The 25,211-nt window shown below is 66.8% G+C and carries 27 protein-coding genes; 19 read left to right on the forward strand and 8 right to left on the reverse strand.

Translation table 11 applies throughout. The annotated features are described in order from the left end of the window. The first annotated feature begins 1 nt into the window (after position 1). The 4 genes from tatB to jaqu_RS17840 are packed head-to-tail and all read left to right on the forward strand — an operon-like array spanning position 2 to position 2,713. Positions 2–472 (forward strand): Sec-independent protein translocase protein TatB, encoded by a 471-nt coding sequence (tatB, locus tag jaqu_RS17825; protein WP_043920364.1) that lies wholly within the window; start codon positions 2–4, stop codon positions 470–472. Continuing rightward, the gene (gene tatC / locus jaqu_RS17830) at positions 469–1,362 is read left to right on the forward strand and encodes a twin-arginine translocase subunit TatC (protein ID WP_043920365.1); all 894 of its coding nucleotides are present in this window, start codon (positions 469–471) and stop codon (positions 1,360–1,362) included. Before tatB ends, tatC begins: the two co-directional genes overlap by 4 nt. Continuing rightward, entirely contained in the window at positions 1,359–2,186 is an 828-nt protein-coding gene (locus jaqu_RS17835; protein WP_043920366.1) for an ATP-binding protein, read from the forward strand. Before tatC ends, jaqu_RS17835 begins: the two co-directional genes overlap by 4 nt. A gap of 53 nt (positions 2,187–2,239) precedes the next feature. Further along, positions 2,240–2,713: a hypothetical protein gene (locus tag jaqu_RS17840; protein WP_043920367.1), complete on the forward strand. Its 474-nt coding sequence runs from the start codon at positions 2,240–2,242 to the stop codon at positions 2,711–2,713. A gap of 2 nt (positions 2,714–2,715) precedes the next feature. Here jaqu_RS17840 and jaqu_RS17845 read toward each other — a convergent pair whose 3' ends face one another. Then, positions 2,716–3,225, reverse strand: coding sequence for a superoxide dismutase family protein (locus tag jaqu_RS17845; protein ID WP_043920368.1), 510 nt, complete (start codon positions 3,223–3,225; stop codon positions 2,716–2,718). A gap of 277 nt (positions 3,226–3,502) precedes the next feature. Continuing rightward, on the reverse strand, positions 3,503–4,207 hold the full coding sequence (locus jaqu_RS17850) for a corrinoid protein (RefSeq protein ID WP_043920369.1): 705 nt from the start codon (positions 4,205–4,207) through the stop codon (positions 3,503–3,505). Positions 4,208–4,359: 152 nt separating this feature from the next. Here jaqu_RS17850 and jaqu_RS17855 point away from each other — a divergent pair, with 152 nt between their 5' ends. Beyond that, a complete protein-coding gene (locus jaqu_RS17855; protein WP_043920370.1) occupies positions 4,360–5,421 on the forward strand; it encodes a PA0069 family radical SAM protein in 1,062 nt (353 codons plus the stop codon). A gap of 95 nt (positions 5,422–5,516) precedes the next feature. On the opposite strand, the gene jaqu_RS17860 is transcribed toward jaqu_RS17855, so the two are convergent. After that, positions 5,517–6,359 carry an endonuclease/exonuclease/phosphatase family protein gene (locus tag jaqu_RS17860; protein WP_089268436.1) on the reverse strand — a complete coding sequence of 281 codons (843 nt, stop codon included), beginning with the start codon at positions 6,357–6,359 and terminating at the stop codon, positions 5,517–5,519. Next, positions 6,356–7,363 carry a betaine--homocysteine S-methyltransferase gene (gene bmt, locus jaqu_RS17865; RefSeq protein WP_043920372.1) on the reverse strand — a complete coding sequence of 336 codons (1,008 nt, stop codon included), beginning with the start codon at positions 7,361–7,363 and terminating at the stop codon, positions 6,356–6,358. Before bmt ends, jaqu_RS17860 begins: the two co-directional genes overlap by 4 nt. A 142-nt stretch (positions 7,364–7,505) precedes the next feature. Here bmt and jaqu_RS17870 point away from each other — a divergent pair, with 142 nt between their 5' ends. Together jaqu_RS17870 and jaqu_RS17875 are read left to right on the forward strand one after the other, a co-directional pair. Beyond that, a complete protein-coding gene (locus tag jaqu_RS17870) occupies positions 7,506–8,009 on the forward strand; it encodes a tellurite resistance TerB family protein (protein WP_141134390.1) in 504 nt (167 codons plus the stop codon). A gap of 7 nt (positions 8,010–8,016) precedes the next feature. Next, on the forward strand, positions 8,017–9,003 hold the full coding sequence (locus jaqu_RS17875) for a hypothetical protein (RefSeq protein ID WP_043920374.1): 987 nt from the start codon (positions 8,017–8,019) through the stop codon (positions 9,001–9,003). Positions 9,004–9,034: 31 nt separating this feature from the next. Here the strand turns inward: jaqu_RS17875 and jaqu_RS17880 are convergent, their stop codons facing one another. Beyond that, positions 9,035–9,355 carry a DUF1476 domain-containing protein gene (locus jaqu_RS17880; protein ID WP_084630022.1) on the reverse strand — a complete coding sequence of 107 codons (321 nt, stop codon included), beginning with the start codon at positions 9,353–9,355 and terminating at the stop codon, positions 9,035–9,037. 159 nt (positions 9,356–9,514) lie between these two features. On the opposite strand from jaqu_RS17880, the gene jaqu_RS17885 reads away from it, so the two are divergent. The 4 genes from jaqu_RS17885 (at position 9,515) to jaqu_RS17900 (ending at position 11,433) form a co-directional block, all read left to right on the forward strand. Beyond that, positions 9,515–9,964: a tellurite resistance TerB family protein gene (locus jaqu_RS17885; protein ID WP_043920375.1), complete on the forward strand. Its 450-nt coding sequence runs from the start codon at positions 9,515–9,517 to the stop codon at positions 9,962–9,964. 132 nt (positions 9,965–10,096) lie between these two features. Continuing rightward, positions 10,097–10,858, forward strand: coding sequence for a phosphoribosylaminoimidazolesuccinocarboxamide synthase (gene purC / locus jaqu_RS17890; protein ID WP_043920376.1), 762 nt, complete (start codon positions 10,097–10,099; stop codon positions 10,856–10,858). Between the two features lies 1 nt (position 10,859). Beyond that, complete coding sequence (gene purS, locus jaqu_RS17895) at positions 10,860–11,087, forward strand: phosphoribosylformylglycinamidine synthase subunit PurS (protein WP_043920377.1); 228 nt, start codon at positions 10,860–10,862, stop codon at positions 11,085–11,087. Positions 11,088–11,235: 148 nt separating this feature from the next. Next, positions 11,236–11,433, forward strand: a complete 198-nt coding sequence (locus jaqu_RS17900) for a CsbD family protein (RefSeq protein ID WP_043920378.1) — start codon at positions 11,236–11,238, stop codon at positions 11,431–11,433. Positions 11,434–11,448: 15 nt separating this feature from the next. On the opposite strand, the gene jaqu_RS17905 is transcribed toward jaqu_RS17900, so the two are convergent. Continuing rightward, positions 11,449–12,480: an NADP-dependent oxidoreductase gene (locus tag jaqu_RS17905; RefSeq protein ID WP_043920379.1), complete on the reverse strand. Its 1,032-nt coding sequence runs from the start codon at positions 12,478–12,480 to the stop codon at positions 11,449–11,451. A gap of 136 nt (positions 12,481–12,616) precedes the next feature. On the opposite strand from jaqu_RS17905, the gene jaqu_RS17910 reads away from it, so the two are divergent. From jaqu_RS17910 to jaqu_RS17935, 6 genes are all read left to right on the forward strand, one after another. Next, positions 12,617–13,651: a zinc-binding dehydrogenase gene (locus jaqu_RS17910; RefSeq protein ID WP_043920380.1), complete on the forward strand. Its 1,035-nt coding sequence runs from the start codon at positions 12,617–12,619 to the stop codon at positions 13,649–13,651. A gap of 72 nt (positions 13,652–13,723) precedes the next feature. Continuing rightward, complete coding sequence (purQ, locus tag jaqu_RS17915; RefSeq protein WP_043920381.1) at positions 13,724–14,392, forward strand: phosphoribosylformylglycinamidine synthase subunit PurQ; 669 nt, start codon at positions 13,724–13,726, stop codon at positions 14,390–14,392. 147 nt (positions 14,393–14,539) lie between these two features. Further along, entirely contained in the window at positions 14,540–16,222 is a 1,683-nt protein-coding gene (locus jaqu_RS17920) for a sensor histidine kinase (RefSeq protein WP_236687895.1), read from the forward strand. Between the two features lie 11 nt (positions 16,223–16,233). Beyond that, entirely contained in the window at positions 16,234–17,565 is a 1,332-nt protein-coding gene (locus tag jaqu_RS17925; RefSeq protein ID WP_043920383.1) for a sigma-54-dependent transcriptional regulator, read from the forward strand. Further along, positions 17,562–18,032: a hypothetical protein gene (locus jaqu_RS17930; protein WP_043920384.1), complete on the forward strand. Its 471-nt coding sequence runs from the start codon at positions 17,562–17,564 to the stop codon at positions 18,030–18,032. The genes jaqu_RS17925 and jaqu_RS17930 overlap by 4 nt, the downstream gene beginning before the upstream one ends. 429 nt (positions 18,033–18,461) lie before the next feature. After that, entirely contained in the window at positions 18,462–21,398 is a 2,937-nt protein-coding gene (locus jaqu_RS17935; RefSeq protein ID WP_043920385.1) for an Rne/Rng family ribonuclease, read from the forward strand. Between the two features lie 98 nt (positions 21,399–21,496). Here the strand turns inward: jaqu_RS17935 and jaqu_RS17940 are convergent, their stop codons facing one another. Both jaqu_RS17940 and jaqu_RS22335 read right to left on the reverse strand, forming a co-directional pair. Then, entirely contained in the window at positions 21,497–22,372 is an 876-nt protein-coding gene (locus jaqu_RS17940; RefSeq protein WP_316243072.1) for a tetratricopeptide repeat protein, read from the reverse strand. Continuing rightward, positions 22,314–22,778 carry a M48 family metalloprotease gene (locus jaqu_RS22335; RefSeq protein WP_316243073.1) on the reverse strand — a complete coding sequence of 155 codons (465 nt, stop codon included), beginning with the start codon at positions 22,776–22,778 and terminating at the stop codon, positions 22,314–22,316. The genes jaqu_RS17940 and jaqu_RS22335 overlap by 59 nt, the downstream gene beginning before the upstream one ends. Positions 22,779–22,845: 67 nt before the next feature. Here jaqu_RS22335 and jaqu_RS17945 point away from each other — a divergent pair, with 67 nt between their 5' ends. Further along, a complete protein-coding gene (locus jaqu_RS17945; protein WP_043920409.1) occupies positions 22,846–23,994 on the forward strand; it encodes a pyridoxal phosphate-dependent aminotransferase in 1,149 nt (382 codons plus the stop codon). Beyond that, positions 23,991–25,118: an N-acetylmuramoyl-L-alanine amidase family protein gene (locus jaqu_RS17950; RefSeq protein ID WP_043920386.1), complete on the forward strand. Its 1,128-nt coding sequence runs from the start codon at positions 23,991–23,993 to the stop codon at positions 25,116–25,118. The genes jaqu_RS17945 and jaqu_RS17950 overlap by 4 nt, the downstream gene beginning before the upstream one ends. Positions 25,119–25,211: the final 93 nt, after the last annotated feature.

The following is a 25,211-nucleotide window of genomic DNA, read 5'->3' on the forward strand; positions in this document are numbered from 1 at the left end:
CATGCTAGATCTCGGCTGGAGCGAGCTTCTCGTCATCGGCATCGTGGCGCTGATCGTGGTGGGTCCGAAGGACCTCCCCGTCATGTTCCGCAAGCTGGGCGAGTTCACGGGCAAAGCCCGACGGATGGCGCGCGAGTTCCAGTCGGCGATGAACGATGCCGCCCGCGAAAGCGGGGTGGATGAGGTGTCAAGCGACCTGCGCAAGATCGCCAACCCCAAGAAATACGGCATCGACGCGATCAAGGACGCCACCAAGGACCTGACGAGATGGGAACCGGACGAGACGACCGGCCCCCATACAAAGGCTCTGTCCGAAGAGCGTGAGGCGCAGCGCGCCAAGATCGAGAAGGCGCAGGCCGACGCCGCTCTGGCACGCCAGGCCCGGGAACGCGACGCGCTGCAACCTGATCCCGCCTCGCCGGAGCCGCCCGCGGAACCGGACGCGCCCGTTGAGAAGGCCGATAGCGCATGAGCGCCGCCGACGAAGACGAAAGCTACATCGAAAGCTCTTCTGCACCGCTGATCGAGCATCTGGCGGAACTTCGGACACGGCTGATCCGCGCGGTGATCGCGTTCCTGATCGCGATGGTCGCGTGCTTCACGGTTGCCGAGCCGATTCTCAACTTCCTGGCCGAGCCTATCGCTGACGTCTTGCGCGCGCGGGGCGAGAATCCGCAGCTCATCTTCACGGCGCCGCAAGAGAAGTTCTTCGTTCTGATCCGGATCAGCGTGATCTTCGGCCTGGGTCTCAGCTTTCCGGTCATCGCGCATCAGCTCTGGCGCTTCGTCGCGCCCGGTCTCTACAAGTCGGAACAGCGCGCGTTCCTGCCCTTCATCATCGCTTCACCCGCGCTCTTCATGCTGGGCGCAGCCTTTGCCCATTATGTCGTGACGCCGCTGGCGATGAACTTCTTCATCGGTTTCTCGGATGCGATCCCGGCGCTGGTGAACATCATCTCGGGCACGGACACGGTGGCCGAGATCGAGAATGAAGAGCTTCGGACAGTGTTCCTGGGTTCGGTGCGGGAATCGCTGGACCTGTCGCTGAAGTTCATCATGGCGTTCGGGCTGTGCTTCCAGTTGCCGGTCTTGCTGACGCTCATGGGAATGGCCGGGCTGGTCAGCGCCGAAGGGCTGGGCAATGTCCGCAAATATGCGGTCGTCGGCATTCTGGTGCTTGCCGCGCTCGTCACGCCGCCGGACGTCATCACCCAGATCATTCTGTTCGTGGTGGTCTACGGCCTGTACGAAGTGTCGATCCAGCTTGTCCGCATCGTGGAGCGGCGCCGCGACGCGCGCCTGCGCGCCGAGGGGGTGCTGGACGACGAGGATGATGCCGATCTCCCTGAGGAGCGTTCGTGAGCGAGCCGCTGGAGCGGATCGCAGACGCGCTGGAACGACTGGCACCGCCGGCGGCCTCCGCGCCGGACTGGAGCGCTTCAGCCTATGTGTGGCACGCCGATCCCGACCGGCTGACGCCGGTGGCGCGGGTGAACCGCATCCCCCTGACCCTGCTGGTCGGGATCGACCGGCAGCGCGACACCCTGCTGGGCAATACGCGGCGTTTCGCGAACGGGCTGCCCGCGAACAATGCGCTGCTGTGGGGCGCACGGGGGATGGGGAAGTCGTCTCTTGTGAAGGCCGTGCATGGGGAACTCGAAGCGACGGACCTCAAGCTGGTCGAGTTGCAACGTGAGGATATCTCCACCGTCGGGCGGCTGCTGACGCTGCTTCGGGACGCGCCGCATCGGTTCGTGCTCTATTGCGACGACCTGAGCTTCAGCCATGATGATGCCGCCTATAAGTCGCTGAAGGCGGTGCTCGACGGCGGGGTCGAAGGGCGGCCGGACAATGTCGTCTTCTACGCCACCTCGAACCGTCGCCACCTGATGCCGCGCGACATGATCGAGAATGAACGCTCCAGCGCGATCAACCCGGCCGAAGCGGTCGAGGAAAAGGTCTCCCTCTCGGACCGGTTCGGGCTGTGGCTGGGTTTCCATGCCTGCGATCAGGATGCATACCTCGCGATGATCCGTGGCTATTGCGATGCCTACGGCCTTGATGTCGCATCGGACGACCTGCGCGCGCAGGCGATCGAGTGGCAGGCCACGCGCGGCGGCCGCTCCGGTCGGGTCGCATGGCAATTCTTCACCGACCTGGCGGGACGGCACGGCATTCGGCTTTAGGGAAACCTTCACAGCCGCGGCGCATTGAGGAATCATAGCGCAGGAGAATTCCCATGGCCGCCACCGCTCGCGATACGCTGACATCCGCCGCGCTCGTCCTGAGTTCCATCCTTCTCGCAGTGGTGGCTCCCACTGGTCTGATGGCCCTCGCTGCCATCCTTGCCTTGCTGCGCATCATGTGGATCGAGGAAAATATCGCCGAAGATCTGACCGATATCCGCGACATGCCCGCCGGATACGGAAGGGCGCGTGCTTTGCACGCACCGTTGATGCTGGCGACGGCCTTGCGGGTCGAGGCGCAGGGATGGTCTGTCTTCCTGCTGGGCACGCTGACCGTCTGGTTTGGTCGGACCTTCTCGCCCCTGCTTGGAGGGCTCGCCGTCTTGGCTCTCGTCGCCTGCGCGTTGCGGCGGGCGGAGCGCTGCGTAGGCGGTCTCGTCTGTCTCGAAGCGGGGCGGCCGCTGCCGGAAAAGGTGCTCTTCGCGCCCGCCCCCCTGTCCTCGGCGGCGGTGAACCGCCGCAAGTAGGTCTATTCCGGCATCAGGTTCAGAACTGCGCAGGCGACCCGGTCGCCCGCCGCGCCGCTGGGCTGACTTTCGTAGTCGTCCGGGCCGGCATGGATGATCAACGCCGCCCCATCGGGATCGCGCAGGTGCTCTTCGACCGACAGCGAGGCCACGGCGAATGCCTCCATCGCAAGGGCGCCGTCGTCCTGGACGTAGGCGTTGGGCAGGTCACCGGGATGGGGGCCGCCCTCGACGAGGCCATGGTTGGCATCTCCGGCGATGTGGCCGCCCGCAGAGGTGAAGTCGCCTTCGCATTCGCCGACTTCGTGCAGATGCACGCCATGGGTGCCGGGGCTGATGCCGTTCGCCGTGACGATGATCCGGACGATCCCGCTCGCCGTTTCGAAGATCGAGGTCGAGCCGATGATCTCGCCCTCACGGTTCTGGATGTCGCCGGTCACGCGGGCGCCGACATGGGCGTCGGCCAGAAGCGGCGTCGCGAAAAGAGCAAGGGCGGCGGTCAGGCGAAACATGAGTGGTCTCCGTCGTTGGTGCGCTGTTGAGAATAGTCCGCCACGCGCAGCCGCCCAGGGACATCGGTCGCGATCCACCCGGCGGCGGACCGAAATGCGGGCACCCGGTCGAGCGCGATACTCGAAGCCGGGGCGCGTGGACCATCAGAGGCGCGCCGATCATCCGTGATCGCGCCTTGTCGGACCAGGCCAGTCCCCCGGTGGACCGCTCCTTCGCCGCGCCCGCCGGCGTAGACCCGGCTCTTGAGGATGTGCCCGTGATCGCACGGGGGATGCGTCAGCCGGCAGCAGGGCGATTATGGCGGCGGGCCACGAACTCCTTGGCCGTCTCGACCGCTACGGCGGCGTCGCGGCAATAGGCATCGGCACCGATGGCCTTGCCGAACTCCTCGTTCAGCGGCGCGCCTCCGACCAGAACGATGTAATCGTCGCGGATACCCCGCTCGACCATCGTGTCGATCACCACCTTCATGTAGGGCATCGTCGTCGTCAGCAGGGCGGACATACCGAGGATGTCCGGCTTTTCGGTGTCGAGGGCGCCCAGATACTTGTCGACATCGTTGTTGATCCCGAGGTCAACCACCTCGAAGCCCGCGCCCTCCATCATCATGCCGACGAGGTTTTTGCCGATGTCGTGGATGTCGCCCTTCACTGTTCCGATGACCATCTTTCCGACCTGCGGCGCGCCGGTCTCGATCAGCAGAGGCTTCAGGATCGCCATCCCGCCCTTCATCGCATTCGCCGCCAGCAGCACTTCGGGGACGAACAGGATCCCGTCGCGAAAGTCGTTGCCGACGATGGTCATGCCGCCGACAAGCGCCTCGGTCAGGATGCGGTAGGGCTCCCACCCGCGATCGAGCAGGATCGTCACGCCTTCCTCGATCTCGTCCTTGAGGCCGTCATACAGGTCGTCGAACATCTGCTGGACCAGCTCGTCGTCCGGCAGCTCGCTCAGGATGATCTCGTCGTCTTCGTCGGACATCAGGGCCTCCGTCTTGCAGGCAGGTGTGGAATGGCGCGGCCCGCTGGACAGCGCGGAAAGCGACTTCCGGCGGTCAGGCGGCGACGCTCTTGCGCCTGCAGGGTTAATGTTCTATTTATGTTCTCATTCCGCAGCACCCCGGGGGATGCAAAATGGGACAGGCTTTCCGCAGTTTCGATACGCCCGCGCCGGTGCAGGCGCGCGGCGCCGTGTCCAACCTTGCCGGGCGGTTCGAGCCCTATTCCTACGACGCGCCGTTGCCCGGCCGCATGCGCACGGAATTGCGGGAGGAACGCGCCGGCCGCATCGTATCGACCAACCGCTCCCCCGATCTGGGTTTCGACCGTTCGATCAATCCCTACCGGGGATGCGAGCACGGCTGCATCTATTGCTACGCCCGTCCGACCCACGCTTTCCTCGGCCTGTCGCCGGGGCTGGACTTCGAGACGCGGATCACCGCCAAGACCGATGCGCCCGAGGCGCTGCGGCGTGAATTGTCGCGCAAGGGTTACGCGCCGCAGACCATCATGCTGGGGGCGAATACCGACCCCTACCAGCCGGCAGAGAGGGACCGCGCCATCACCCGCGGTCTGCTGGAGGTGCTGCGCGATTTCCGCCACCCGGTCGGCATCACCACCAAGGGCACCCTGGTCGAACGGGATGCGGACATCCTGGCAGAGATGGGGCCGGAGCTTTGCCGCGTCGGCCTGTCGGTCACGACGCTGGACGCCGATCTCGCCCGGCGGTTGGAGCCGCGGGTGCCCGCCCCGGCGCGGCGTCTCAAGGCGATCGAGACGCTGGCCAAGGCTGGTATTCAGGTGCGTGTGATGGTCTCGCCGATCATTCCGGGCCTGACCGACCACGAGGTCGAGGCCGTCCTGTCGGCTGCCCGAGAGGCGGGCGCCGTGGCTGCCAGCATGATCCCCCTGCGACTGCCGGCAGAAGTCGCGCCGCTTTTCGAGGAATGGCTGCGGACCCATGTCCCCGGCGAGGCGCGCAAGGTCCTGAACCGGGTCCGGCAATTCCACGGCGGCAAACTCTATGACGCGGGGTTCGGCCACCGGATGCGGGGGCGAGGAGTTCATGCGGACCTGCTCCAGCAACGGTTCCGGCGGGCGTGCGAGGCCGAGGGGCTCAAGCTGCGGATGCCGAACCTGCGCACCGACCTGTTCGAGGTGCCGGCCGGGGCAGGGGCCCAGCTGGCCCTCTTCTGAACGACGGAATGCCCGGCATGCGACCCGTGCCGGGCGGGCTGGCGCGCCCTGCGGGACTGCCCCCTGCGGGGCGCCCGCCCACTGCGCTGCGGTTCTCATGCGGGCGCCGCCGCTGCGCGGATCGCAGCGTGGTCGGAGCCATGATACCCGTCGATACGGTTCGTGCCGATCCAGTCTTCGGGGATCAACACGTGGTCGATCCGCAGCGGCAGGATCGCGACGTGGTAGCTGGGCCGCAAGGCGGGCAGGGCGCGCGTCCCGGTCGCCTCTGCGATCCGGCGCAAACTGGCGGACCAGCGCGTCTGGTTGAAATCGCCACCCAGCAGGACGGGCCGGGGCAGGGCGCGCAGCACCGGCAGCAGCGCATTCACCTGCGACGCCTGGCGGCTGGGCCAGGGCCAGTGCAGATGCAGCGACACGATTGTCGCCTCACCGCTCGGCAGGGCAGCCCGGACCCAGGCGATGCCTTCCGCGCAGCCGGTCTCCAGGATCGGGTGCGGCGTTGCGACGACTTGCCCGCCGACCCGCGTGAAGGGGCAGTGATGCAGCATCCAGCCGGCAGGGAGGCTCAGTGCTTCCGGCACAAGCACCTCCTGCAACGTCGCCACGTCCGCCCTTTCCAGTCGGGCGAGGTCGGTGATCCCGCTGTCGAAGCGAAGGTTGTGCTGGACGAGCGCAACGTCTGCGCTGTCTTCCGGAAGGCGACCCGGCCATGCGGCCTGCGCGACGGGGATTGCCCCCGCGGCCAGAACGCCCAGCGCGGCGAGGCGCGGCCAGCCCCGACCCAAAAGCGCCGCCAGAAGCGAGGCGCCGACTGCCAGCGGCAGGCCGACCCCGAGGCTGTCGAGAAACGGTGTCCATCCTCCGGCCCATCCCCCCAGCACTGGCGGGATCGAGAGAATCAGCAGGGCCAGCGCGGCCACATTTCGCACGCTCACGCGGTGCTGCGGCGCCGCCGGCGCGGACGGTCCGAAGTCTTGGCCGCGATGCCGTCCCCCTCGGACGAGAAGCCGCCCAGCTTGGCCGCGATCTCTTCGAGGGCAGGGGGGGCACCCTTGGGCACGGTTTCCAGCGCGGCGCGCATCTTCTCGAGATGGGCGGGCGTCGTTCCGCAGCAACCGCCGATGATCCGCGCACCGGCATCGCGGGCCAGCAGCGCATAATCGGCCATCAGGTCGGGCGTGCCGTCATAATGGATATGCCCGTCCACATATTTCGGAATGCCCGCATTCCCCTTGGCGACCAATGGCCCGGCGCCTTCGCCGAAGCCCAGAACCGTGCGCACCAGATCCGAGGCGCCCACGCCGCAATTCGCGCCGTAGGCCACGGGGGGATGGGGCAGGCGGCCGACGAGGCGGGTCATCTCGGGCGCGGCGGTCCCCATCATGGTGCGCCCTGCCGTGTCGAAGCTCATGGTGATGACCCAGGGCATCCCGGCGAGCCGGGCCGCCTCGGCGGCGGCCTTCATCTCTTCGGGGGCGCTGATCGTCTCGACCCACAGGACGTCGGCGCCGCCCGCTTTCAGACCCTCCGCCTGCTCGTGGAAGATCTCTACCGCCTGATCGTGGCTCAGCGGGCCCATCGGCTCCATGATCTCGCCCGTGGGACCCATGCTGCCCGCGACAACGACGGGACGTCCGGCGGCATCGGCCACCTCGCGGCCCAGCTCGGCGCCCATCCGCGACAGCTCGGCCGCGCGATGGCCCGCATCGTGCAGCTTGAGCCGGGCGCGGTTCGCGCCGAAGGTGTTGGTCAGGAAGATATCCGATCCCGCATCCACCGACCCGCGATAGAGATCCCTGATCCGGTCCGGATGGTCCTCGTTCCAGAATTCCGGCGCGTCGCCGGACGACAGACCTGCATTGAACAGGTTCGTGCCGGTCGCGCCGTCGGCAAGCAGCCAGTCACGATTCGTCAGAAGGGCGGTCAGGGCGTCGGACATGAGGTCTCCGCGTGTGAAGTCGGGCCTCCCTCGCGCGCGCGGATCGCAGACGCAAACGCATATTCGTCATGATCTTGTTGAGCCTGCCAACGGTCGTAGGATTAACCGTCATCGGCCCAACTTTCGCCGCTCTCTCCAATCATTGATCACGGACAGCGAGCGGACGGAGCGGGAATTGGCGCAGTTTCTGGAACAGAGGGCGAAGGCGGTGAACGGACCGGCCTACAGGCGGACCCATGCGATCGCCACGGTCGCTCTGATCGTGGCCTATGCCGACCGTGAGCTATCCGAGGAAGAGATCGAGGCGGTTGCCGACGAATTGATCCCGATCGCGCAGCGCCACAGCCTCGCGGTCATCATGCCCGACCCGGATCTCGCCCATGCGATCGCCAGCGACGTCCGCGAGCGGATCGCCGATTACGGCGAGGCCGAGGTGTTCGAGCAGGTCCGCGCGGACCTCGACGAGACCGCCGCCCGCGTGGCGATCACCCTCGCCGCGCAGGTCGCCGCGCTGAATGGTACGATCGGTCCCGACCAGATGGCCCTTCTGGGTCCCATCGCCCGCCAGTTGGGGATCGACGCGTCCGAAAGGGATGGGCTTATCGCCGACGCCATGCGCGTCGTGCAGGCCGATCTGGCGGTGTAGTCCGCAGATGGGCTTGTTCAGACGGGGCAGCACGACGGTCGCAGAGTCCGTCCCACGGGCCACGCCCGTCCCGGATGGCGTGCGCCTGTCGGCCTTCGTCATCCTGGACGAGCCGCTGCAGTTCCGCGTCCGGCACCTGATCGTGGCCCTGCGCGAGGATTTCCCCGAACTGACATGGCATGAAGAGGACGAGACAGCCGCCGAGGATTTCGACAGTGAAGAACAGGTCGACGCCTCTGTCCTGTGCGGTGCGGCGGCCGGATCGGTCCGCATCAACAACAAGCCCGGCTTCGACTTCCGCCCCGACCAGCGGCTCCTGTCTGTCAATCAGGTCGAACGCCCCACGGCCGAGCGGCTGGCCCGGGCCGCCTCCTATCTGAACGTCGCCATCGAGGTGCCGCCCGGCGACCCCGCCGCCCTCCACGAAGCGGCGCGCTATCTCGCCGCGACGGTCGCGGTTCTGGCCCGCATGCCGATCGCGGCGGCTGTCGTCTGGCACGAGGCCGCGCGTGTCGTCCCGGCGCGGCGCTGGGTGAAATGGGCCAAGGAGGTGCGCCAGGGATCGCTTCCGTGGCTGGGAATGTCGCTGCTGCTGGCGGCGCCCGATCCCGTCGGATCCGATACGGTGACCGTTCGGACGCAGGGCTTCGCCACGTTCTCGGGCGCCGAGGTCGAGCTGCGTCAGGCCCCGATGGACATCGCCGCCGCCAAGAGCCTTGCGCTGACCGCCGGTGTCATGTGCAGCGAGTTGGGGCACGATTTCCGCGACGGCGACACGATGTCCGGGCCCGCCGGGCCGGAAGACGAAGCGGCGTTCACGATCCGCTACATCCCAGCCGCCCGCCATGCGACAGGCGCGGCCCACCGCGTCCTGATCCACCGCGACAGCCCTTTCGATCACGTCGCGGCGTTCGGCCCCATGAAGTCCGGCCCGGGTGCGCAGCATGACCGGGAGGACGGCGGCTGGCTCAAGCGACAGCTTCGCCGCGCCTGAGACGTCAGCAAGGTCTACGGGGCGGGGACGGTCAGGTCACCTCTTCCATGATCTGCTTCTTGGCCACCGTCATGAGTTCGGCCATCTTCGCGCGGATCTCGGCTTCGGTCGCCCGGTCGCCCAGATCGCCGGAGACCTTGCGGAACACGTCCTCGTCGCCGGCCTCCTCGAAATCGGCCTTCACGACCTCCTTGGCATAATCGGCGCGCTCGTCGCCCGACTTGCCCAGCAGATCCCCGGCCCACTCGCCCAGAAGGCGATTGCGGCGCGCCTCGACCTTGAACTGCAGTTCTGCGTCATGGGCGAACTTGTTCTCGAAGCCGCGTTCGCGGTCTTTCATGTTGTCGGACATCCTGCTTCCTCCGGCCCTGGCTATGCTTGCTGCGCAATCTGGACACGGGCGCGAGCGAGGGCAAGGCGCCATGCGCGGTTTCCACGGCCCCGCCACATTATCGCCCCCCTGGCATGATTGTCCGGCACCGATATCGCGGCCAAGACCGAGAGGACCCAGATGGGCAAGGATTCCAGCATCGACACCAACGACGCCACCGCCGTGCTCGGCGCCGACCGGGAGCGGGCCTGCGCCCTTCTGGGCCCCGCGCTGCTGGCGATGGCGGCCGATGGCGCCACCCGGGAAAGCGAGCGCCGCAAGCTCGGCAACCTGCTGACGGCGAACCCGCTGTTCCTGCGCATCGGTCCGGACGCGACACAGGATTGCGTGGCCCGCGCCAGCGCCGAGATCGCAGCGGGCGGGGCCGAGCGTGTTCTCGACCGCCTCACGAACCAGCCCCCCGACCTGCGCGAGACCGCCATCGCGATGGCTCTCTTCGTCGCCGCCGCCGACGGCACTTTCTGCGATCAGGAGCATGAAGTCCTCGCGTCTCTCGCGATCCGCCTCGACGTCTCACCGGAGCGCTACAACGCCATCGCCGACGTCATAACGGTGCTCTACCGCGCGTGATTGCGCACAACCGGGCCGGATCGCACCAGACCCTTTTCGTGCGTCCGCCATGGTTTCGCGGCCCTCGTCCCGTCTTGCGGGATCGGGGGCCGTTCCCTATGTCGGGCCAATCCGCACGGGAAAGAATCGCACATGGCACGTCGCAAGAAGGTCTACGAGGGCAAGGCCAAGATCCTCTATGAAGGACCCGAGCCGGGGACCCTCGTTCAGTACTTCAAGGACGACGCCACCGCCTTCAATGCCGAGAAGAAGGATGTCATCGAAGGCAAGGGCGTTCTGAACAATCGCCTGTCGGAGTTCTTCATGAACGGTCTGAATGCCGTCGGCGTGCCCACCCACTTCATCAAGCGCCTCAACATGCGCGAGCAGCTGATCCGCTCCGTCGAGATTATTCCGCTGGAAGTGGTGGTGCGCAACGTCGCCGCTGGCAGCCTGTCCAAGCGGCTCGGCATCGAAGAAGGGCAGCCGCTCCCGCGCCCGATCATCGAGTTCTACTTCAAGGATGACAAGCTGGGCGACCCGATGGTCTCCGAAGAGCACATCATCGCCTTCGGCTGGGCCAACCAGCAGGACATCGACGACATGGTGGCGCTCGCCTTGCGGGTGAATGACTTCCTGTCCGGTTGCATGCTGGCCGTCGGCATCCGCCTGGTGGACTTCAAGATCGAAATCGGCCGCATCTGGGAAAACGACTTCCACCGCCTGATCGTCGCCGACGAGATCAGTCCTGATTCCTGCCGTCTCTGGGACATCGAGACCGGCAAGAAGCTGGACAAGGATGTTTTCCGTCAGGATCTCGGATCGCTCTCCGACGCCTATACGGAGGTCGCGCGTCGTCTGGGCGTGCTGCCTCACAATTCCGGCCCGGTGACGCGGCCCCATCTGGTGAATTGAGATGCGCGTGAAGGTGACCGTGATGCTCAAGGACGGCGTGCTCGACCCGCAGGGAGAGGCCGTGCGTCATGCCTTGGGCGCAATGGGCTTCGACGGCGTCAACGGCGTGCGCCAGGGAAAGCTCATCGAACTCGACGTCGCCGATGGAACGACCGAGGCGCAGGTGACCGAGATGTGCGAAAAGCTCCTCGCCAACACCGTCATCGAAAGCTACCGCGTCGAGATGTGACCATCTCGACGCGATTGGTGCGTCGCCTCCGGATCTCGGCCTTCGCCAACCGCCGCGGCCCGCACGGGAATGCACCGCCAACCGGAACTTTCGCCCTCGAATTCGGTTTACCTTCAACTACATCCACGGATGTCGAAGGGGGTGCGCGATGGCTTGGAACCGGATCGATCAAGATTACAGCGGGTTCAAGGGTCAGGCCTTGTCCCAGTGGCACGAGATCACGGGCGAGGAATGGGACCGCGCCGAGGGACGGCGCGAGAATCTCGAACGCCTCCTGCAGGAAAAGTATGGGCACGACCGCCAGGAGGCCGGCGAACGCATCGAGGCCCTGCTGGATCGCCTCTGACGAACGCCGTCCGGGTCAGCCGACCTTCACGACCACCTTTCCGAAATTGCGCCCCGTCAGGACGTCGTTCAACGCGGCAGGTGCGGCCTCCAGTCCCTCGACCATCTGTTCGGTGTAGCGAACGCGGCCTTCCGCCAGCCATTTCTCCATGTCGGAGCGGAACCGCGCATATTCTTCGGGCCCGAAATTGTCGAAGATGATGAATCCCTGCATCTTCACCTTCATCCGCAGGATCGTTCCCATGATCTGCGGCCCCTGGTCCGGTCCGTCGGGAAGACGCTCCAGGTTGTACCAGCCCGCCACCCCGCAGACCGGGATCCGCGCGAACGGGTTGAGCAGCGGCAGGACACCGTAAAGGACCCGGCCGCCCACATTCTCCCAATAGATATCGACCCCGTCGGGGCAGGCGGCTGCGAGTTGCGCCTGTAAATCCTCGGCCCTGTGGTCGATGCAGGCATCGAAGCCAAGCGTCTCGACCGCATGGGCGCATTTCTCTGGCCCGCCCGCGACGCCGACGACGCGGCATCCCTCGATCTTGCCGATCTGGCCGACCGTCGCGCCCACCGGCCCCGTCGCGGCTCCGACGACCAACGTCTCTCCGGCCCTCGGCGCGCCGATCCCGTAGAGGCCCGCATGGGCGGTGAAACCAGGCATCCCCAGGATCCCCAACGCCCAGGACGGCCGCTCGGGAGCGGGGCCGAGGTTCAGCACCTCGCGCCCATCCGAGACGGCCCAATCCTGCCAACCGCTGCTCGCGAGGACGCGATCCCCTGCCGCGAACCCATCCAGTTTGGAGGATACGACCTCCGCCACGACCTGCCCCGTCATCACTTCTCCGATCCCGACCGGGTCCGCGTAGGATTTCGCGTCGTTCATGCGGCCGCGCATATACGGGTCCAGCGACAGGAATTCCGTGCGGATCAGCATCTCGCCCGCGCTTGCCTCTGGCACGGGCGCCTCTTCCATCCGCAGCGTCGTTTCGTCGGGTTCGCCGCGTGGCCGTTCGGCCAGAACGATCCTGCGGTTGGTCTTCGAACTCTGCGCCATCCCGGCCTCCCTGTCGCGTCCATCTCTCATCCTGCCCCAAATATCCCGGGGAGCGCGAGGGGCTGGCCCCTCGCTCCCGCCCTTGCCGAGCGTGTCTCCGCCGGGCCATCGTTCCCCCGGGAAAAGGGAGACCCACATGCGCGCCGCGATCCTCAGGACCTACCACGAACCGCTCGCCATCGAGGATGTGCCCCATCCGGATTGCCCGCCCGACGGCGTCGTCCTCAAAGTCCTCGCTTGCGGTGTCTGCCGCTCCGACTGGCATGGCTGGGTCGGAGAGCATCCGCGCGTCAAACCGGGCCAGATCGGCGGCCACGAATATTGCGGCGAGGTGGTCGAGGCGGGGCCTCAGGCGACCCATGCGGTGGGCGACTTGCTGATCGCGCCCTTCATCCTCGCCTGCGGCACCTGCCCGCAATGCCGGTCGGGTGCGCAGAATACCTGCCTGGACCAGCGCCTGCCGGGCTTTATCGAGCCCGGCGCATTCGCCGAATACGTGGCGGTTCCGCGCGATCACAACCTTGCGCGATTGCCCGAAGGGATGGCCCCGACCCTCGCCGCCGCGCTCGGCTGCCGCGTGACGACGGCCTGGCATGCCCTGACGGGGCGGGCCGCGCTTGCCGGTGGCGAATGGCTTGCCGTGCACGGAACCGGCGGGATCGGCCTGTCGGCGGCCCTGCTGGGCCGTGCGCTGGGCGCGCGGGTCGTGGTGGTCGATGTGGTACAGGAGAAGCTGGACCATGCGTTGAGCTTGGGCATCGACTCGGCGGTGATGGCAGGCGAAGACACGGCCGCCCGGATCCGAGAGATCACCGGCGGCGGCGCCCATGTCAGCGTCGAGGCGCTGGGCATTCCGGCGACGGTGAATGCTTCGCTCGAATGTCTGCGTCCGCTGGGACGGCACGTGCAGGTTGGAATGCCGGTGGGCCATACCGCCCGGATGGAGGTCGACATGAGCGCCGTCTACCAAGGCAACCTCGCCCTCTTCGGAACGCGCGGCATGCCGTCCTGGCGCTATTCTTCGCTCCTCGCCCTGATCGAAAGCGGGGCCGTCGATCTGGCACCGATGATCGCGCGGGAGGTGGCCTTGTCTGACGTCTCGGCCGAACTCGCGGCCTTCGACGGTCCGACCCCTCCGGGCGTCGCGGTCATCACCGATTTCACATGCTGAGGGACGCTGGAGATCTCGTGCGGAATGTGAAAGACGGCCTTCGAAAACCCAACGAACCGTGAAAGCAGCCCCATGAAAGCCGCCATCCTCGTCTTTCCCGGATCGAATTGCGACCGCGATTTGGCCGTCGGATTTCGGGAGGCGGGCTTCGAGACGGCGATGGTCTGGCACAAGGAAACGACGCTGCCGGACGGCATCGACGTCGTCGGTGTTCCGGGCGGCTTTTCCTATGGCGATTACCTGCGTTGCGGAGCCATCGCCGCGCGCTCTCCGATCGCGGGGGCCCTGCGGGCACATGCGGATCGTGGAGGATATGTTCTGGGCCCTTGCAACGGGTTCCAGATCCTCTGTGAGACCGGATTGCTGCCCGGCGCACTGATCCGGAATGCGGGCCTGAAATACATCTGCGACAGGGTCGCCTTGCGGGTCGAGACCACGGACAGCGTCTTCACGAGCCGCTATTCCGAGGATCAGACGATCGAGATTCCGATCGCCCATCACGACGGGAACTACGTCGTCGACGACCAGACGCTTGCGCGATTGCGCGGCCAAGACCGGATCGCCTTCCGCTACATCGACGCGCCCAATGGCGCCACGGACGATATCGCCGGCATCCTGTCCGAGAACCGTCGCGTCCTGGGTCTCATGCCGCATCCGGAACGGGCGTGCGACCCGGCACATGGCGGAACGCAGGGGGCGCCGATGTTCCGAGGCCTCGCGCAGGCGCTGGTCGCGGCTTGACGCCGATCAGGCTGCGGTCGCTTGCAGCGGGCAGGGCAGCAGGAATAGGCTCTGGCCATGTTCGTGCGCGACGAGTCCTCCGGGTCCGGATCCGAAGATAAACCGCTTCCGCGGCTGCCGTGGATCGTCAGGATACTCCTGCTCCTGATGATCGCGATCGCGATCCTCGCGATCTGGTTCGCGAACTCGTTCCTGACCGACCGATTTGTCGAGTCGACCAGAACACGGGCAGAGCTTCGACAGCAGCTCTACGCCGGTGCGATCTTGTCCGAGTTGCAACGCAACTCGGTCGTCCCCCTGCTTCTGGCGCGGGATCCCGTCCTGATCTCGGCGCTCGAAGCGCGTGATTTCTCGGCCTCCTCCCAGCGGCTGATCTCATTCGTGGACGAAATCGGCGCGGCGGCGATCACGCTGCTGGACATGGACGGGCGCACGGTGGCGGCGACGGAGCGCGAAGAGCTTGGGACCGACTTCTCCGAGACGCCCTTCTTCACCGAGGCCCTGGATACGAGCGGGACGGTCTTCACCCTCGTGCCGACCGATACGGGCACCTATCAGGCCAGTTTCAGCCGTGTTGTCCGGGTCGGGCCGCAGCCCTTGGGCGTGATCCAGGTGGAAGTCGATCTGGCCCAGTTCGAGCGCCGCTGGCGGGGCACGACGGCCGCCGTCGTCGTCACCGACGCGACCGACCGCGTCATCATCTCGACCGAGCCCCGCTGGCGCGGCAAGCCGTTGGAGGAGGCGCTCGAGGGGCTGCCGGTGCCATCCGCGCTGCAGCGGGCACTTCAGACCGCAGGCGCCTTTTCCCGCGATCCGGAGCCGGACTGGGTCTCTGGCGCGGCGCTCATGCAGCTTGAAGCACGGGTGCCGTTCCGCGGTTGGAAACTGGTCAGCTTCACCTCTTACGAAAGCGTTCGCGAACGGGTGAACGGTGTCCTCGCCCTGATCATCACGGTCTTCGCGCTGGCGCTCGCCTTGGGGTTCTATCTGCTCAACCGCCGGGCGACCGTCCGCAGCCTTCTGTTTCAACGCGAAAGCGCGGCGTTGCGGCGTCTGAACGATCGGCTGAGCGCCGAGATCGCCGAGCGAAAGCGCGTTCAGGAAGAACTCAAGGAAACGGAGCAGAGCCTCGCCCAGTCGTCGAAACTCGCCGCGCTCGGCGAGATGTCGGCAGCCGTGAGCCATGAGTTGAACCAGCCGCTTGCCGCGATGAAGACCTATCTTGCCGGGGCCAAGCTGCTGCTCCAGCGCCACCGCGCCGAAGAGGCGCTGTCCTCGTTCCAGCGGATCGACGACCTGATCGAACGGATGGGGGCGATCACCCGGCAGCTCAAGTCCTATGCCCGCAAGGGAGACGAGGCCTTCGAAGTGTTCGACCTGCGCGCGGCGCTCAGTTCGGCCCTGACCCTGATGGAGCCGACCTTGCGTCAGGAGAGCGTCCGGCTGACGACGACCGTCCCCGACTTCCCGGTGCCGATCCAGGCCGATCGCCTGCGTCTGGAACAGGTCGTCATCAACCTCGTGCGGAATGCGATCGACGCGATGCGCGGTCAGGAGGTCCGGGAGTTGGAAATCCTTGTCGCCGCCGGAGAGGAAGCTGTGATCGCCGTGCGCGATACCGGTCACGGCCTCGACGATCCCGACCAGCTCTTCGAGCCGTTCTACACGACGAAGAAGCCCGGGGAGGGCGTCGGGCTTGGCCTCGCCATATCGTCCGGGATCGTTCACGATCTCGGTGGGCGGTTGACCGCTCGCAACGCGGCGCGGGGCGGCGCGGTCTTTGAAGTCCGGCTCCCGCGTTTAGATAACCGGCTGGACGCCGCAGAATAAGGGTGGATTAGATGGCCGAGCAGACACGTATCGCCATCGTCGATGATGAACAGGATATGCGCCAATCCATCAGCCAGTGGCTTGCGCTATCCGGTTTTCGGACCGAGACATTCGGATCCGGCGACGAAGCGCTGAAGGCGGTCGGCCCGGACTACCCCGGTGTCGTCATCAGCGATATCCGCATGCCCGGCATGGACGGCATGACGTTGCTCAAGCGCCTGCTGAGCCAGGACAGCAGCCTTCCGGTGATCATGATCACCGGCCATGGCGACGTGCCGATGGCTGTCGAGGCGATGCAACTGGGTGCCTACGACTTCATGGAGAAGCCGTTCAACCCGGATCGCCTGACCGATCTGGCGCGCCGCGCGAGCCAGGCGCGCAAGCTGACGCTCGACAACCGTGCGCTGCGCCGGGAACTGTCGGACGGCACGGTCCTGATGCGGAAGCTGATCGGCACCTCCCCCGCGATGGAGCGGCTGCGCGAGGATATCCTCGATCTTGGTCAGGCGGACACGCATGTCCTGATCGACGGAGAGACGGGCACCGGCAAGACCCTGGTGGCGCATGCGCTGCACGCGGTGGGGCCTAGGGCGGGCAAGACCTTTGCGCTGACCTCCTGCGCCGCCCTGGCCGAAGAGGAACTCGGCGCGAAGCTGTTCGGTCCGACCGAGGACGGCCTTCCGCTGGTCGAAGAGGCGCGGGGCGGCACGCTTGTGCTGGAGGATGTCGAAAGCCTGCCGCCGTCGCTTCAGGCCCGGCTGCTGACCTTCATCAACGATCAGGGCGTTCCGGCAGAGACCCGCATCGTCGCGATCTGCAACGCCTCAGACCCCGAGAAAGGCTGCGAGCAGGCGCTGAGATCGGATCTCTACTATCGGCTCGCGGCGATGAAGCTGACGCTGCCTCCGCTTCGTAATCGGGGCGAGGACGTGCTGACGCTTTTCACCCATTTCGCCGAGACCTTCGGGGACGAATACGGCGCGACGCCGCCACAGCTTTCGGCGCAGGAGGCGGCCCAATTGCTGCAAGCGCCATGGCCGGGGAACGTGCGGCAGCTCATCAATCTGGCGGAACGGGCCGTTCTTCAGCAGCGTCGCGGGACCGGCAGCATCTCGTCGCTTCTGATGGCGGATACCGAGGCGCAGGCCGACGTTCCGCAAGTCACGACAGAGGGCAAGCCGCTGAAGGAATATGTCGAGGCGTTCGAGCGGATGCTGATCGACAACACGATGCGACGTCATCGCGGCTCGATCCAATCCGTAATGGACGAGCTGAGCCTGCCGCGGCGGACGCTGAACGAGAAGATGGCGAAGTACGGGTTGAGCCGCGCGAACTATCTGTGAGCCGCTGGGCAATCGTCGGCGAGGCTCTGTTGGGGTGGGTCGTCGGCCTTGCGATTGCCGGGCTGGTCTATGGGCCGGTCACCGAGGTCTCGCAAGGCGGCGGTCTGTCCGGGGTGCTGCAGGGGATCGCCCTGACGCCCCTGCACATGCTGCTGAGCTACACCATGGGTGCGCTGATTTCTCTGCCCCTGATCGCGCTGGGCGTGATTGCGGCCTTGGCGGTCGGGGTCCATGCGGCCCGGCATCCGGTGGCCGTCGCAATGGCGACGTCGCTTGTGGGGACCGTGTTCTACGGATTGGGCGACGCGATGGCTCGCGGGGATTTGCTGGCCGGTGGCATCGCGTCCCTCAGGCCGACAAACCCGGTTATACTGGCCGACCTTACGATCATCGCGGTGTCGGTCTTCGGCGGGGCGTTGTTCTACACGCAGCGCCTCCGCCGCAAGTTGGGGCTGGCTCCCGACTAGCGGAAGGCCGCGGCGACGGAGGCGGCCGGCCGATCTCTGACCATCCGGTCGAATCCGATTGCGTCCGCGGCGAAAACAAACCTATACCTCGCCCTACGGTCGTGCCGCCGGACGCTCGGTGGTCGGGACCGGTTTGAGGATTCTTCTCCGCGCATCGGTGGCCCGAAATGTCGGCCCCGCGCCCGAGAGAAGCGTTTTGGGGATGTAGGTACACGCCGTCCCCGAAGAACAGCCCGACGCCAGAGGCGCGGGCCGCGAGCTGGCCCCGACCGGGGCCGAGGTGAAGCGCGATGACGCGAGACGGGACAAGACGGACGGGCAGGGCGGTCAGCCGCCCCCATCCGCATCCCTCCGTGCACGCATCATGCGGACGGATGAGAACCCTAGCGCCCCCCGGGGCGCCGGTCGCGTTCGTCCGGCGAGGAACTCATGGCGAAGAAGATGCTGATCGACGCCACCCACCCGGAAGAGACCCGGGTCGTGGTGGCAGACGGGAACAAAGTCGAGGAATTTGATTTCGAGAGTCTGAACAAGCGTCAGCTTGCGGGCAACATCTACCTGGCAAAAGTCACACGCGTGGAGCCGTCGCTCCAGGCGGCGTTCGTGGATTACGGAGGCAACCGGCACGGGTTCCTGGCCTTCTCGGAAATCCACCCCGATTACTATCAGATCCCCAAAGCGGATCGGGACGCGCTGCTTGCCGAAGAACGCGCCTATGCGGAGGCTATGGCCGCCCAGGCAGAGCGTGAGGATGATGACGAGGAAAGGGCTGCGTCCGACGCGGAGGAGGCCGAGGCCGCTCCGGACGAGGGCGAAGATAAGCCGAAGCGCAAGTCGCGCAGCCGCAGCCGCAGCCGCAAGAAGAAAGTCGAGGACACGGTCGAGGCCGGCGAGACTCCGACCGAAGGCGAGGGCCAGCAGACCGAGGACACGCCGAACGCGGCCGAGGTCGTCGCCGTGGAGGGTGAGGGCGAGGTGGTCTCTGGCAGCGGCGCGGACTTGTCCGATGCGGCCGACCGGGGCGATGAGGCGGAAGCCGAGGCGGACGGCAACGATGACAGCAAGAGCATCGCGGAAAGCGCGGGTCTCGAAGACCGGACGCTGAGCGAGGGGGACGCCCCCGAAGACGGCGACGCTGCCGGGGACGAAGAGGCCACGACCGAGGCGGACGCTGACGAGTCGGCAGCCGAGGATGCGCCGAAGGCGGCCCAGCCCGAAGGTCCGACCGGCATGGATGTCGTCGATCTGGACGACGATGCCGAACCGAACGAGATCGTCGAGGATACCCCGGCCGAGGATCCGGCCCCCCGCAAGTCCCGCTCGCGCTCTCGGTCGCGGCGCAAGTCGGCGGCGGACAAGGATGGTGACGTCGAGACGGTGGCCGATGACGATGCCGCAGACGAGGTCCGTCTGCCTTCCAAGCCGCGCCCCCGGAAGTACAAGATCCAGGAGGTCGTGAAGGTCCGCCAGATCATGCTGGTGCAGGTCGTCAAGGAAGAGCGCGGCAACAAGGGCGCGGCGCTGACCACCTATCTGTCGCTGGCGGGTCGCTATTGCGTCTTGATGCCGAACACCGCGCGCGGTGGTGGGATCAGCCGCAAGATCACCAATGCCCCCGACCGGAAGAAGCTCAAGGAGATCGCGTCAGAGATCGACGTGCCCCAGGGGGCCGGACTGATCATCCGCACCGCTGGCGCCAAGCGCACCAAGACCGAGATCAAGCGCGATTACGAATACCTTCAACGCCAGTGGGAGCAGATCCGCGAGTTGACGCTGCAATCCATCGCGCCGGCGCCAATCTACGAGGAAGGCAACCTCATCCACCGCTCGATCCGCGACCTCTACAATCGCGAGATCGACGAGGTGATCGTCGAGGGCGAGGCCGGGTATCGCCAGGCGAAGGATTACATGAAGCTCATCATGCCTTCGCATGCGAAGAACGTGAAGAATTACACCGATCCGCTTCCGCTCTTCGCGCGCTATCAGGTCGAAAGCTATCTCGACTCGATGTTCAATCCGACGGTGCAGCTGCCGTCGGGCGGCTACATCGTGATCGGCATCACCGAGGCGCTGGTCGCCGTCGACGTGAACTCGGGCCGGGCCACGAAGGAGGGCTCGATCGAGGAGACCGCTCTGAAGACCAACCTGGAAGCCGCCGTCGAGGTCGCGCGACAGGCAAAGCTGCGGGACCTCGCCGGTCTGATCGTCATCGACTTCATCGACATGGACGAGCGCAAGAACAACGCCGCCGTCGAGAAGAAGTTGAAGGACGCGCTCAAGAACGATCGCGCGCGCATCCAGGTGGGGCGCATTTCGGGCTTCGGCCTGCTTGAGATGTCGCGGCAGCGGCTTCGACCCGGCATGCTCGAGGCGACGACCCAGCCCTGTCCCCACTGCCACGGAACCGGGCTGATCCGATCAGACGATTCCATCGCGCTCCAGGTGCTCCGCATGCTGGAAGAGGAAGGGACCCGCAAACGGTCCCGCGAGGTGACGGCGCGGGTGCCCGTGAAGGTCGCGAATTACCTGATGAACGAGAAGCGGGAGCATCTGGCCGCGATCGAGGGACGCTATGAGATGGTCGTCCGGGTCGAGGCCGATCCGTCCCTGATCGGTGACGAACTCCCGCCGCTCGAAAAGTCCAAGACCGCGTCCCGTCAGGTCCAGAAGGCGATCACGAACGTCGTGCAACTCGACACGTCGTGGACCCCGGACGACGACGAGGACGTTGCCGAGCCCGAGACGGACGAAGCCGAGGATGCTGTTGCGGACGAGCCCTCGGAGGAGGATCGCCCCAAGAAGAAGCGCCGTCGCCGGTCGCGCCGCCGCCGTGGCAATGGCGGTGCCGAGAACTCGGACACCGAATCCGCGACGGACGATGCGCCGCAGAACGAAGGCGGGGCCGCATCCGCTGCCGTAGATGAGGAGGCGGCGGCGGAGCAGACGGCCGCTCCATCCGCGCCGTCAGAGAGTGCGGCGGATGCCGAAGCCGAGGGCGAGGCGGCTCCGGCCAGCGAGAAGCTGAAGCGGCGGACCCGGACCCGATCGAAGAAAGCCGCCGATCCCGTACCGGAATCCTCCGAAGCGAGTGACGAGGCAAAGGCCGCCGAAGCGGTGCCGGAGGAGGCGTCCGAGACCGAGCCGCAGGCGGAGCCGGAGAAGCCCAAGCGCAAGTCACGCGCCCGGGCCAAGGCGCCCGCACCGGAGCCGAGCCCCGAGGTGGCCGAAGTGGCGGCTTCCGCTGCCGAGGCGGTCAAGTCCGAACCCGTCGCCGAGCCAGCAGCGGAGCCCGAAGCAACCTCCTCGGCCGACGAGGGGGAACCGGCACCGAAGAAGAAGCGCGGCTGGTGGTCTTTCGGGAGTTGATAGCTGAGTGAGGGCTTGCTCCGGAACCTTTCCGGGGCCGCCCTCGCGACCGTGCACCAGCCGGTGACGCCCGGATCGAACGCGGGCGGCCTTCGCGTCTAGCGAACCGCCAATATGTCCTGAGCCCGCAGCCAACCCGATGAGCCGCGTGGCAGGGTCGCTTCCGCGCGGGTCGCGTGAATGCGCGCGTCGTCCATCCGGCCGGTGATCGCATACCTCTCCGCGGTCGCGATGGAGGCGAGGCCGGCCTGGCCGAGTTGGGCATGCGCCTGAGCGAGGTCGCGGAGCATATTGGGATCGTAGGGGGCGCTCGCCCGGGCGGCCTGAAGCGCGGCAAGGGCATCCTGCGGTCGGCCGGCAGCGAGCAGGGCGCGCCCGAGCCCTGCGCGGATCAGCGGCTCGCGCGGCGCAAGGGATGCCGCGCGCTGATAGGAGGCGACCGCCCCGGCTGCGTTCCGGCTTTCCAGAAGGATCTGCCCGCGAAGCTCGTGCCAATAGGGGTCCTGCGGCCGGGCGGCGAGTAGGCTGTCCATCAGGGAGACCGCGCGCCCGCTATTCGCGTTCCGATGCTCGGCGATCGCACGGCGCATGACGCTGATGCCGTCGTTCTGATTGCGAACCCGGCGCAATGTCCATCGCGGGGCGCGTAGGAAGGCCGACAGCTTTCCGGTGGCGCGCGCGTACCAGTAGGCGGTCGCAGGATCTGCGGATCCGCGCGGGCTGACGGCTGCCGCGAACCCTTCGACGGCCCGGATGCGGTCGCGCGTCAGCGGATGCGTCTGCGCATAGGGATCCTGCCGCCCGACCGACAGGACTTCCTGGCCACGGAACAGTTCCAGTACACGGAGTGCCGCCCGGGGATCGACGCCTGCATTGGCAAGGTAGCGGAGGCTCGACTGGTCGGCGCTTGCCTCCTCAGCCCTCGTATGCGCGAAAAGCGAGCGCTGCGCCGCCGACGACGTGCCGGCCGCCACGCCGAGCCCCGCGCGCGCGTCGCCAGTCGCCGGCTGCCGACAGCAGGAGGCCGATCGCCGCCATGTTGCGCGCCCCGCGGACGGCCGTTGCGCGGCGTGTCAGATGCCCGTTCGCGATATGGGCCGCCTCGTGGGCGATGACGGCCTGAAGCATCGCGGCGTCCTCCATCCGAAGGAGCAGCCCGGAATGGATGAAGATCGTGCGTGAATTCGCCACGAAGGCGTTCATCCGGTCGTCTCGAACGACGATGATCCGGACGGAGGAGGGCAGGCCCGCCGCACGCAGGATCGGCGCCGCCACCTGTCGCAGGGCGTATTCGATTTCCGCGTCACGGATGATGGTCTGCCGCGCCGTCGCCGTTCCGGCGATCGCCACGAAGCAGAGTGCCGCGATCAGGATGCGCATGTCCGTCCTCCCGTTGACCCCGGAGCGCCGACCCGGCATCCCGCATCCGGGCAGTATGGAGGCGCGGATGGGTGGCGCAAGGGACCTTTCGGATCGCTCGAGGGTCGATCCGTTCATCGTGATGGACGTGATGGAGCGCGCCCGCGCCGCGGAAGCCGCGGGGCGTCACGTGATCCATATGGAGGTCGGCCAGCCGGGGACGCCCGCGCCCGCGATTGCGCGCGCCGCGCTCGCTCGAGAGATCGACAAAGGCGGGCTGGGCTATACGGTCGCGCTCGGCCTGCCCGGGCTCAGGTCCGGGATCGCCCGTCTCTATTCCGACTGGTACGGGATCGATCTCAATCCCGACCGTGTCGTGGTCACGGCAGGCGCGTCGGGGGCGTTCGTCCTGGCCTTCACCGCGCTCTTCGACGCCGGGGACCGCGTCGGCCTCGGTCTACCGGGATATCCGTCCTATCGTCATATCCTGCACGCCCTTTCGCTGGACGCCGTCGGCATCGAAACGCGGGCAGAAGACCGCTATCAGCCCGCCCCCACATCCATACCGGAAAAGCTGGACGGCCTGATTCTCGCCTCGCCGTCAAATCCAGCGGGGACGATCCTGGACCGCGACGGGCTCGCCGCTCTGGCGCAGACCTGCCGGGCGCGAGGCATCTCCCTCATTTCGGACGAGATCTATCACGGCCTGCACTACGGCGATCGGGCCGTCAGCGCGCTGGAGGTCGACGACGACGTGACGGTGATCGGGTCGTTCTCGAAGTATTTCTCGATGACCGGCTGGCGGATCGGCTGGGCCGTCGTGCCCGAACGCCATATCCGAACATACGAGCGGCTGGCCCAGAACATGTTCATCTGCGCCCCCCATGCGAGCCAGATCGCCGCGCTGCATGCCTTGGACGCACGGGATGAGCTGGAGGCCAATGTGGAGACCTATCGCGCGAACCGCGCCCGGATGATCGAGGGTTTGCCGAAAGCGGGACTGACCCGCCTCGCACCTCCTGACGGGGCGTTCTACGTCTATGCGGACGTCTCCGATCTGACGCAGGACAGCCTCGCGCTTTCGGGCCGCCTGTTGGACGAGGCGGGCGTCGCCGTGACGCCAGGTCTCGACTTCGATCCGACGCGCGGGTCCGGGACGCTCCGCTTCAGCTACGCGCGCTCGACTGCGGATATCGAGGAGGGGCTTGCCCGCCTCGCAGCCTGGGGCGGCTGGTGAGGGTCGTCCTCGCCGTCCTCGCGCTGTTGTTGGCTGCACCGGCGACGGGCGGCGTTATCGACACCGTCGAGACACGGATCGACGTCCGGCGGGATCGGGCGGAGGTCAAACTGGTTCTCTCGTCTGCTGTCCCCTGGCGTGTCGGAACGCTGGCGGATCCTTGGCGGCTGGCGCTGGATCTCGATGGCGGCGACTTTGCCGGACTGGGCGCCGACGCTTTGGGAGAAGGCGTGCGCTGGGGTGTGGTCGGGCCCGACAGGATGCGTCTGATCGTCGATCTGCCGGGTCCGATGCGCGTGACCGAGGCGGCCATGAGTTCGGCCGATGGCACGATCCGTGTGACCGTGACCGCCGACGCGGATGCCCAGGCCAGTCTGCCCGAAGAAAGCGCCGACCTCGACACACCGCCCTCGACGCGTGAGGGGCCGCTGCTGATCGCGCTGGATCCGGGGCATGGCGGGATCGACCCCGGTGCGCAACGCGGTCTGACCACCGAAGCCGATCTGATGCTCCGCTTCTCGCAGGAAGCGGCCGCCGCCTTGCGCCGATCCGGCCATGATGTCGTTTTCACGCGTGAGCGGGATGAGTTCGTCAGCCTGAGAGGCCGCGTCAACATCGCCCGGGCAGCTGGGGCGGATCTGCTCATTTCGCTCCACGCGGACGCGATCGAGAGCGGGGACGCTTCCGGCGCAACGATCTACACCCATGCGACCCAGGACGAGGATGCGCTCACACAAGAGCTGACCGCTCGCCAGGCCCGCGACGATTTGCTCATGGGGGTCGTTCTCGAGGGGCAGGGCGACCGGGTCGCTCAGATTCTCGTGGATCTGGCGCTTCTGGACACGGCGCCCCGCGCCGATGCCTTCGCGGACGCTCTGGCCGGAGCGATTGAGGCTGCCGGTCTTCCCTTGCACAAGCGCCCGCGGCTGGGTGCCGATTTCACCGTGCTGAAATCCCCCGACATTCCAGCGGTCCTGCTGGAACTCGGCTTCATGTCGGACCCGAGAGATCTGGCCAACCTGCGCAACCCTGTCTGGCGGCGACAGATGGCGGATGCCCTGGCGCGTGCCGTCGATACGTGGGCGGTGGCCGATCGCGCGAATGAAACACGACGACGTCGATAGGCGCGCCTCTGCCGATAGCGTGATCCCGGGTCGCTTTCGAACGCTGCCATCGGGTGCTAATGTGGGGTCACGATCTCGAGCGAACGAGGCGGG

This window comes from Jannaschia aquimarina, assembly GCF_000877395.1.
Lineage (GTDB): Bacteria > Pseudomonadota > Alphaproteobacteria > Rhodobacterales > Rhodobacteraceae > Jannaschia > Jannaschia aquimarina.